Origin of the sequence: Veillonella ratti, assembly GCF_003992115.1 — a bacterium.
Classification (GTDB): Bacteria; Bacillota; Negativicutes; order Veillonellales; family Veillonellaceae; genus Veillonella_A; species Veillonella_A ratti.
In genome coordinates this window covers 132718-142194 of the sequence record NZ_RQUX01000004.1, presented here as the reverse complement: position 1 = coordinate 142194, position 9477 = coordinate 132718, and the positions used below count along the sequence as shown (strand labels likewise).

At 39.7% G+C, this 9477-nt stretch carries 7 protein-coding genes; 2 read left to right on the top strand and 5 right to left on the bottom strand.

Features of this window, described 5'->3' with window-relative positions; genetic code table 11:
• Positions 1-453: 453 nt before the first annotated feature.
• Complete coding sequence (locus tag EO124_RS03120; RefSeq protein ID WP_127058284.1) at positions 454-1326, bottom strand: NAD(P)/FAD-dependent oxidoreductase; 873 nt, start codon at positions 1324-1326, stop codon at positions 454-456.
• A gap of 109 nt (positions 1327-1435) precedes the next feature.
• A complete protein-coding gene (locus tag EO124_RS03115; protein ID WP_021841389.1) occupies positions 1436-2185 on the bottom strand; it encodes an NADPH-dependent oxidoreductase in 750 nt (249 codons plus the stop codon).
• A 584-nt stretch (positions 2186-2769) separates the two neighbouring features.
• Between EO124_RS03115 and EO124_RS03110 the strand changes: the two genes are divergently transcribed.
• Positions 2770-3513 (top strand): SIMPL domain-containing protein, encoded by a 744-nt coding sequence (locus EO124_RS03110; protein WP_127058283.1) that lies wholly within the window; start codon positions 2770-2772, stop codon positions 3511-3513.
• A 178-nt stretch (positions 3514-3691) separates the two neighbouring features.
• Here EO124_RS03110 and EO124_RS03105 read toward each other — a convergent pair whose 3' ends face one another.
• Positions 3692-4438, bottom strand: coding sequence for a class I SAM-dependent methyltransferase (locus EO124_RS03105; protein ID WP_127058293.1), 747 nt, complete (start codon positions 4436-4438; stop codon positions 3692-3694).
• Positions 4439-4829: 391 nt separating this feature from the next.
• Between EO124_RS03105 and sstT the strand changes: the two genes are divergently transcribed.
• Positions 4830-6092, top strand: a complete 1263-nt coding sequence (gene sstT, locus EO124_RS03100; protein WP_127058282.1) for a serine/threonine transporter SstT — start codon at positions 4830-4832, stop codon at positions 6090-6092.
• Between the two features lie 109 nt (positions 6093-6201).
• Here sstT and EO124_RS03095 read toward each other — a convergent pair whose 3' ends face one another.
• On the bottom strand, positions 6202-7386 hold the full coding sequence (locus EO124_RS03095) for a cation diffusion facilitator family transporter (protein ID WP_127058281.1): 1185 nt from the start codon (positions 7384-7386) through the stop codon (positions 6202-6204).
• 337 nt (positions 7387-7723) lie between these two features.
• Positions 7724-9241 carry a dihydrolipoyl dehydrogenase family protein gene (locus EO124_RS03090; protein ID WP_127058280.1) on the bottom strand — a complete coding sequence of 506 codons (1518 nt, stop codon included), beginning with the start codon at positions 9239-9241 and terminating at the stop codon, positions 7724-7726.
• Positions 9242-9477 lie beyond the last annotated feature (236 nt).

The following is a 9477-nucleotide window of genomic DNA, read 5'->3' as shown; positions in this document are numbered from 1 at the left end:
CTAGCTCGTTTTCGTTGTTGTCAGCTTAACCGAAGTTATCTGACTTAGAATTTATTTGGTTGGTTTCAACGTTGTTGAAACCCGCACTCTGGCTATGTTCATTTCGTTAAAAATGATTACCTTACATTGTTCAGTTTTCAAAGATCTGCTTCATCGCTTTAACGCGACGTCTTATATAGATTATCACGTCATCAAGTTCATGTCAACCACTTTTTCGAAAGTTTTTAAAGCATTTTTAATCAACACTTTTCAAACTATCTTGTTGGTTTTTGTCATGCCTTGTTGCAGCGACTTAATTAGTATATCCATTTGAAGGTTATTCGTCAACCCCTAATTTTTATTTTTTTAAAATTTTTAACCCATGCCAATGATATAACTCACCGGCATGGGTTTTCTTATTAAGTCGAACTACCTATTTTTAGTTCATACTGCAGTTACGCCACCAATACTACATTAGTATCCGCTTGAATATGCCACGGCACCAAAAGCTGCCATTTGACCTTCACCGACTGCTTTAGCTACCTGTAGCGGTGTTCCCACTACATCGCCGGCAGCAAATAAGCCTTTGAAATTGGTTTCCATATGACGATTAACGGCCACTGCATTACCGTCAAGAATCACACCTTCTACCAAGTTTTCAGGCGGATACGTATCGCGTAAGAAGAATACGCCATCCACTGTTTTCATACCTTCATTCGTATGAATCGCCGTAACGGCCTTTTCCCCCTCTACACTTTGCACAATGGCTTTCTTATGAACTACTACGGAATCCGGCAAGCTATCCAACCACTCACCGGGCAGTTGCAATGCACCGCCGATGTAGAGGTTCATGTTTTTAGCCAGCGAAGCCAACAATTCCACATCCTGCTGATAAGCCAATGTATTAATATATACGGCTATATCTTTGTCTTCAAAAAAGTGGCCGTCACAACTGGCACAATAACTTACACCACGACCGAGCAAAGCACGTTCACCGGGAACGGTTTTACTCATAGCTACACCGGTAGCCAAAATTACACTTTTCGCTTGGAACACATTGTCTGCCGTCATCAACGTAAACGGTTCACCGATAAAAACGGATTGGACCCGCTCTTTCACAATAACCGGCTCATACGCCAATGTTTGCTCCAATAAATTTTCCATAAAGTCTATTCCGCTGATTGTCATAATCCCCGGAATATTATTAATTTTAGAGGCACGTCGTAATTTATCACCAAAGCCGGCAGCTTCGAATAATACCACCGATTTATTGTGAACACGTGCCGTTAAAGCGGCTGATAGACCGGCGGGACCGCCGCCTACAATAGCCACATCAAAAACTGCCATATCTGTCCCCTTGCATTTGAAATAGTAAAAAATGGCTGGCCACTTGCTATAACAAGTAGTCAGCCCATAAAAAATACCTTGACGGTGACCGCTCGGGGCGTAAAAGTATTTAATCCTTTACATCATAAAATTTAAAGCCTTGTGCTTCTGCTTGTTGTATTAATTTTTGTCTTAACGGAACTGCCTTTTTACCGGCAACCTGTTTGGTGAACGAATCTACACGACGATTCGTATCACGCATGTCATAATACTGTTCCATTTCTTCATCGTAATCTTCCAAAAGTTCGAGGTACGAGTCAAACACAGTATATGAATCATCAAATACATTAGCTTCACGAGGCATTCGCGGTTTTAATTGCGGCTTCTGATTAGGTACGCCAATACCGACACCTACTACCGGGAAGGTTAATTCCGGTAATTTTAAAAGTTCGATCATCTTAGGTACATTATTTAAGATACTGCCAAAGAAAACAGTACCGAAGCCACCAAGCTCTGCAGCTGCCACCATATTTTGAGCGGCTATGGCTGCATCCGTCCAGCCTTGGAAGAAACGATCACTATCACGTTCAATGTCACTCGTTATACCCTGTTCACGAGCTATGCGTGAGTTACGGTACGCATCGACTATAAAGATAAATAGTTCCGGTACCCGTGCTACATACTCTTGGTTGCAAACTTCCGCAATAGCCGCTTTCAATTCGGGATTTACAATGCGAATAATACTAAAGCTTTGCAGACCCATACTGGTAGCCGTTCGTTTGGCAATATCCAGTAAGATGCTCAGTTGTTGCGGTGGCATAGGACTGGATTTAAACTCACGAATAGTACGATGATTTAATAAAACGTCAATAGGATTCATGGGATCGTCTCCTTTACTAAAATACATCGCCTGACAAAGTCAGGGAACTGTATTTTACCACAGATTTCCATCATATTGCATATCAAAAAAATTACACATTATGACAAAAATCATAATTATACTGTAAAAGTCATTCTATATTGACACTATATCTGCCATAGCATCTAATATCGAAGTTTCTCTTTTTACAGTAACATTATTTAGTAGGCTTGTCTAGTCCTCAAATAATTGATAAAAGAATCAATTATTTAGACAATTCCCTGCTTCCTCCCCAAAAGCCGCCTGCTATTATTCTTAATTCACATATTAAATTTCACGATCATGAATACTATACTTAGAATATAACTAATGCATGTTTATATGTCAAGCAATATATTGTCATGCATAAATCCTCAACAAATACTCATACTTATTTTCATTTATACGGTAAATCGCCCGTTTTCTTTAATTTTTTATACAATAAATGGCATTCATGAAACAAAAATTGCCTAAATGTCCATAATTTGTTATACTACATGTATGGTAACGAAATTTATATTTCAGTTTTCAATTCTAATTTTTCAAAGTAAAAGGAGTCCATTCACATGAAACTTCAATTAACAAAACATTTAACCCGCGGTCTTTTAATTGCAGCCTTGGCAGTAGGTTTCACCGGCTCTGCATTAGCCGCTGCACCGGTTGATACAGATGCCCAAATCCATGTAAGTGCTACCGCTACTCGCTCCGTAGCACCAAGCTATGCCATTCTTCGCCTTGGTATTACCAGCGAAGCTTCTACCGTAGGGGCTGCTAAAACAACTAATGACCGTGTTATGAGTGACTTAATTGCTCGTTTGGCTAATATCGGCATCACGAAAAACAACATTCAGACTTCCTATTTCTCCGTAAGTCCTAACAACAATAATTATTATCCTGCACGTGACAATCGTGACGCAAAACAGGAAACTACTTATACTGTGTCCAACAATGTAGCTGTTCGCATCAACGATATGAGCAAAATCAGCCAAGTTATCGATAATGCGGTAGCGGCCGGTGCCAACAACATTCAGTCCCTTAGCTTTGAAGCTGATGTAGACCAAGCTTTGAATGACCAATTAACTGCTGAAGCTGTTAAAAACGGTCGTCATCAAGCCGAAGTGATTGCCGGTGCTTTAGGTCAACAGTTGGGCGGTATTAAAGATGCTTCCGTAGGTGGCACCAACACTTACACTATGGAAAGCTCCATGCGTCTTTATAAAGCATCCGATATGCTTGGTTCTTCCACTCCGGTAGAACAAGGTGACATCACCGTAAGTAAGAACGTAGACTTAACATTCTATGTTCGTTAATTTGCTTCATTTAGTGAATCTATTTAAATAACTAGATAAATACTAAAGCCGAGTTCAGCTGAACTCGGCTTTTTTCGTGCCTGTATATGCTGCCAATTAAGCAATAAAAACATATATTTACTTTATTTACAGCTCTATTTAATTATGAGCGACTAACCAAAGAGTGGCTCAACAGCTATTACTCCTCCGGTACGATACCCACATGGACAGCTACGATACCACCGGTCAATTCGTAATAAGTAGCGTCCTTATACCCCACTTCGTTAAAGTATTCAAGTACTTTAGACTGATGTGGATAACGACGCAAAGACTCAGGCAACCAGGCATAGGATGACTGATCTTTACTTAATTTGCCCAACACAGGCAAGATTTTTTCAAAGTACGCATAGTATAACTGTTTAAAACCGAAAACGGTAGGCTTAGCCAATTCTAAAGTTACTACACGGCCGCCCGGTTTAACAACACGCTTCATTTCACTGAGGGTTTTGATGATATCCGGCACATTACGCAACGCAAACGCGCTCATGGCGCAATCGAAAGTGTTGGCTTCATAGGGTAAATTCATAGCATCCCCTTCTACTAAATTTACCTTATCGAGTAAGCCGGCCTGATTCAAACGAACTTCACCCTGAGCCAGCATTTCCGGACTGAAGTCCAAGGCTTCAATATGAAGACTCGGCATTTGGCGCAATGCTTCTTTCGTCAGCATCCCCGTGCCGCACGCAACGTCTAAAATATTCATATTTTCAGTTAATGCCATTTTTTCAACGGCAAAACGGCGCCAATACGAATCTTGGTGAAAGCTCAACAATGAATTCATAAGGTCGTAATGCTTTGCTATATGTGAAAAAACGCCTTGTACATATACTTCCTTTTCCGCATGATTGGAAAAGCTTAATGACTGCTCTCTTGTATTCCCTTGCATATCTTCTTCACTCACAATCTAGTTTAAACCTACATACCTACCATAATACGCTATCAATCGTCCGACTAACTACAATTTACTGCCATTTCAAACTATAATTAATCGATTAATAAATCCTCTACTATATTATTGTACCATATATACCATTTATATTTGATGATTCTTTTCATTATAATGTGTTTCTATAGTATAACTAATAGTTCTCCATTTTGTAAAGTAATTGTGAGCACTAAAAAATCGATAAATAAGGTCAAACATTTTATTTTAAAATATATTTTTCAAAATACACTAATTTTATTCAAATTGCCTCTTGATATTATTTGTTGTCCGTATTATAATGACATATGTCCATTACAAATGCATTATTTTGAGTGTCTAAGGAGAGATTATTATGAAAGCAATTTTACAAGTGTTTAACCGAGTCAAACTGATTTATCAAATCATGATAGGGCTGGTCATCGGTATTTCTGTGGCCCTGATTAATCCGGCTGTTGGTAAAGACTTGTCACTGCTGGGGATCATCTTTGTAGGCGCCTTAAAAGGGATTGCACCATTATTGGTATTCTTCCTTGTTATCGCTGCCGTTTGCCGCCATCGGGCCAATCAAAAAACCGGCATGAAAAAAATTATCGTCATGTATATGGTGGGCATGTTCTTATCCGCATTAATTGCTGTTTTTGCCAGCTACCTCTTCCCGGCTACCTTGCACTTAGTAAATGTAGCTGAAAACGCTAAGGCACCGGAAGGGATTGCCGAAGTATTAATCACTTTATTACGTAACATCGTAGATAATCCGCTCCATGCCATTATGACCGGTAACTATATCGGGATTTTAGGCTGGGCTGTTGTTATTGGTTTTGCCCTACGTCATGCGACTGAAGAAATTAAAAATGTCTTTGTCGGTATCTCCGATGCCATTACCATGGTCGTACAATGGGTTATCCACTTAGCTCCATTCGGTATTATGGGGCTTGTTGCCGAATCTATTTCCACCAGCGGTATCGAAGCATTAGTTGAATACGCTGTATTATTAGGTACTTTATTGGGTAGCATGTTCTTCGTAGCATTAGTTGTAAATCCTATTATCGTTTACATTGTTATGCGTCGTAATCCGTTCCCACTTACTTTTAAATGTTTACGTGAATCCGGTATTACTGCCTTCTTTACTCGCAGCTCCGCTGCCAATATTCCGGTAAATATGAACATGGCCAAACGTCTTGGTTTATCCCCTGATACGTATTCTATCGCTATTCCGCTTGGGGCTACCATTAACATGGCCGGCGCAGCGATTACGATTACTATCATGACATTAGCCGCTGTTAATACCCTTCATATTTCCGTCGATTTCAGTACTGCTATTCTATTAAGTATTATTGCCACTATCGGTTCTTGCGGTGCTTCCGGGGTTGCCGGCGGTTCCCTCTTGTTGATTCCGCTTGCTTGTAGCTTATTCGGTATCTCCAATGATATCGCCATGCAGGTAGTTGGTGTAGGTTTCATCATCGGTGTTCTTCAAGACTCCACAGAAACTGCCCTTAACTCGTCCACGGATATTCTCTTCGTGGCGGCTGCCGATTTTGCCGAACACGGCTATCCTGAAAATCTCAATGAAGATCAATCTAAAGTGGTAGTCAATAAAACAATTGAAGCATAAATAGTTATCATTTCTATCACCTACACAAAAAGGATGACTGTTCCTCAGCTGAGGAACGGTCATCCTTTTATTTCATCCTATAAACCTATTTTAACGCTCTACCGATGCTTTAACCGTGAATATTTTCAGTACCCGTATAGCTATGCTCCGGTGTAATTGTCACTACATAAGACGGATCCATGGCCTGCAAAATATTCGTAATTGATTTAGCAATCACATCCATACGTTGACGATCGTCGTAAGGTACAACCAAGTCAAATATGATATGTAATTTATCATCGCTTTGCACAGTTCGCAAATCATGGAGGCTCAATTTCTCATCATACGCCTTAATAACCGAGTGAATCTTATCATATAAAGCCATAGATTCTTTCGTGATTAAAAGCGGATCCATATGAATCGTTAACTGAATATATAACTGTTTACGCGCATCTCGTTCAATGCGGTCAATCAAATTATGACTTTTTATAACGTCTTCTTTCGCATCTACTTCTACATGAATGCTGGCAAAAACATGGCCTGGGCCATAATCATGAATCATCAAGTCATGAATGCCTAAAACGCCCGGATAGGATTTTACAAAATTGGCAATATCATTAACCATTTCAGGACTCGGTTCATTGCCCAATAAACGATTGATGGCATCGGACAATACATGATAACCCGCACGAGCAATCATTAAAGATACAATAGCGCCTAAATAACCGTCAATAGGAAAATCTAAAAGCCCTCCTACCAAAAGACCTACAGTAATGCCTAAAGTTGCCCACACATCGGACAAGCATTCCAAACCATTGGCCTGCAAAATCGGAGAATTAATACGAATCCCCACATTTTTGAAGAAAGTGTAGAGCCAAACCTTTAGGCTCATGGCACATAGCATCACAACGAAAGCTAACACCGAAAACTCAACCACTTGCGGGTTCATGATTCTATCGAAGGCTTCCAAAAATAATTGCGTTGCCAAAACAAATAAGAGTATGGAAAAACCAATAGATAACAGATATTCGATTCGACCATGGCCATAGGGATGTTCCTGATCTGCTTGCTTAGCGGAAAAACGGAAGCTGAAAAAAGATATAGCCGAGCCGCCCGCATCAGCCACATTATGGATACCATCACTAATCATGGCAATGGATCCAACCAGCAATCCGACTACAATTTCACCTATACAAATAATTAAATTCGTAATAATACCTACAAGACTTGTTAAATTACCATATCTTGTTCGCACCGTCGGTGCCTTCACACTGTCATAATCTTTAACAAACCATCGTATTAACTGCTCTTGCATATATTGCCACCCACCAATTTTAAACCTTTAAAATCACACACATAACTCAAAACACATCAACATTAAGCACGAAACGATGCCCTAAAATGCGTCGTACACCGTCAATTATTTAACCTTCGCACTCATCTCTCAATGAATAATCATTATTTACTTAAGATAGTATATACTATTTCTCAATGATTATCAATATGTATTTTTGTAAAAAATACCCTCCTCAAGAAACGTATTATAAAAAGTTTGTAAATAAAACATCTACTATATAATACGCCTCATTAAGGAGGGTTTCAAATTATATTATGTGTTTAAAATATTGAATTTTTGAATTTTAAAGTTCGGCTTACCAACGATGCTCATAGTATACCTGGGTCCACATTACCACTTCCGAAAGAGCCGGATGCGGAGCCATAGTTTCGCCCACAGTTTTAACGGAATGAGGATCCATTTTACGAACCAAACCTTCCGTACGCAACTGTTTAGTTAACGCAGACCCGATTTCTTCGTTAATTGGCGTTAATGGTGTGTCACCGCTATTCATGAGGTTAACGTATGGTTGGAACAAAATAGACGCTTGTGGCCCAATTACGTGAACCCCTAAGATATTATTCGTCTTAGTATCTACTACGATTTTTACAAAACCGTCGTTTTCATCGCCCGGATTAAAGCCCATAGCAAAACCCTTTGCGGAAGAAGAATAGAAATTCTTGCCGGTTTTTACACTGTAACCCTGTTCAATCGCTTCTTTTTCAGTAAGACCAACATGACCTACTTGAGGATAGGTATAGGTTACAGCCGGGATTACATCATAGCGAGCCCAACGGAAATCCTGCGGCGACGTTGCATGATACAAATTATGAGCAATAATATCCGCTTCGTAGTTAGCCTTATGACGGAATGGTGCTTCCCCGTTCACATCACCCATAGCATAAACGCCGTCAACCGACGTTTCCAAAAATTCGTTAGTTACAATCCAGCCGCCACGTTTTGTCTTGATGGAAGTATTTTCCAATTTCAATTCTTCCGTAGCCGGTTTGATACCGGACGCCATGAGGATTTCTTCCCCGCGCACTTCACGAATTTCACCGGTTTTGCGGTCACGAATTACGACAACTTTTTCGCCGTTTTCAACACGCACTTCTTCCGGTTCCTGATTCAAAATAACTTCAATACCCAAACGAGTCAAATCTTTATAAATTTGTTCGGAAATTTCTTCGTCTTCTTTAGGAAGTAGACGCACATTATGTTGAATTAAAGTTACTTTCGTACCGGCCGCTGCAAATACGTGAGCAAACTCAGTACCGATAGGGCCGCCACCCATAACAACCAAGGATTTAAACGGTTTATTCGGATATTTATCACCAAAGAGGCTTTCACTGCTCATATAGCCCGCTTCTTCCAAACCTTTAAGCGGATTAATCTTAGTATGACCGCCTACGCCCAAGACGATAATCGGTGCAGTAATTTCTTCGGTCACTTCACCACTGTTCATGGTAACTGTCAAAACTTTGTCTTTTACAAAAGTAGCGGCGCCGCGATACAAATCAACATTATCGAACTTATCGTAGTAAGCTTCAACACCCTTGCTTTCATCGATTTTTTGCCAAACTCGTTTGGACATCAAATCCCAATCAATAGTAGCCGGTTGTACCTGCACACCGATTTTAGGCAATTCCTCGATTTCACGAACCGCATCAGCTACGGTAACCATTACTTTGGTCGGAATGCAACCACGAGTCAAGCAAGTACCACCAAATTTGCCTTTCTCAATAATAGCAACTTTTTTACCTTTAGCTATGGCTGCGTCAGCTACAATGGAAGCGCCACCCGTGCCGATAACAATAAGATCATATGTCTTCATATTAAAACCTCCGTTTTAAATATTTTATGATTTACAATCAATAATTATAATCAATTACTTTATAACCTATTATATCATATCGATACATATAAATAAAAAGATGTATACATTAATTATTTCAAGTAATTTTGCAATTATATAGATGTGAATTTATACGTAAAAACTCTCTGTACCGGTACTTTATAGCGAGTTTTTGTACCATTATACAGAGAGTTTTCACAGAGGCTATATCAAGT

Excerpts from the sequence above, each read along its gene's own strand:
- EO124_RS03120 (WP_127058284.1), bottom strand. The coding sequence starts at position 1,326 with ATGGCAGTTTTTGATGTGGCTATTGTAGGCGGCGGTCCCGCCGGTCTA.
- EO124_RS03115 (WP_021841389.1), bottom strand. The coding sequence starts at position 2,185 with ATGAATCCTATTGACGTTTTATTAAATCATCGTACTATTCGTGAGTTT.
- EO124_RS03110 (WP_127058283.1), top strand. The coding sequence starts at position 2,770 with ATGAAACTTCAATTAACAAAACATTTAACCCGCGGTCTTTTAATTGCA.
- EO124_RS03105 (WP_127058293.1), bottom strand. The coding sequence starts at position 4,438 with ATGCAAGGGAATACAAGAGAGCAGTCATTAAGCTTTTCCAATCATGCG.
- sstT (WP_127058282.1), top strand. The coding sequence starts at position 4,830 with ATGAAAGCAATTTTACAAGTGTTTAACCGAGTCAAACTGATTTATCAA.
- EO124_RS03095 (WP_127058281.1), bottom strand. The coding sequence starts at position 7,386 with ATGCAAGAGCAGTTAATACGATGGTTTGTTAAAGATTATGACAGTGTG.
- EO124_RS03090 (WP_127058280.1), bottom strand. The coding sequence starts at position 9,241 with ATGAAGACATATGATCTTATTGTTATCGGCACGGGTGGCGCTTCCATT.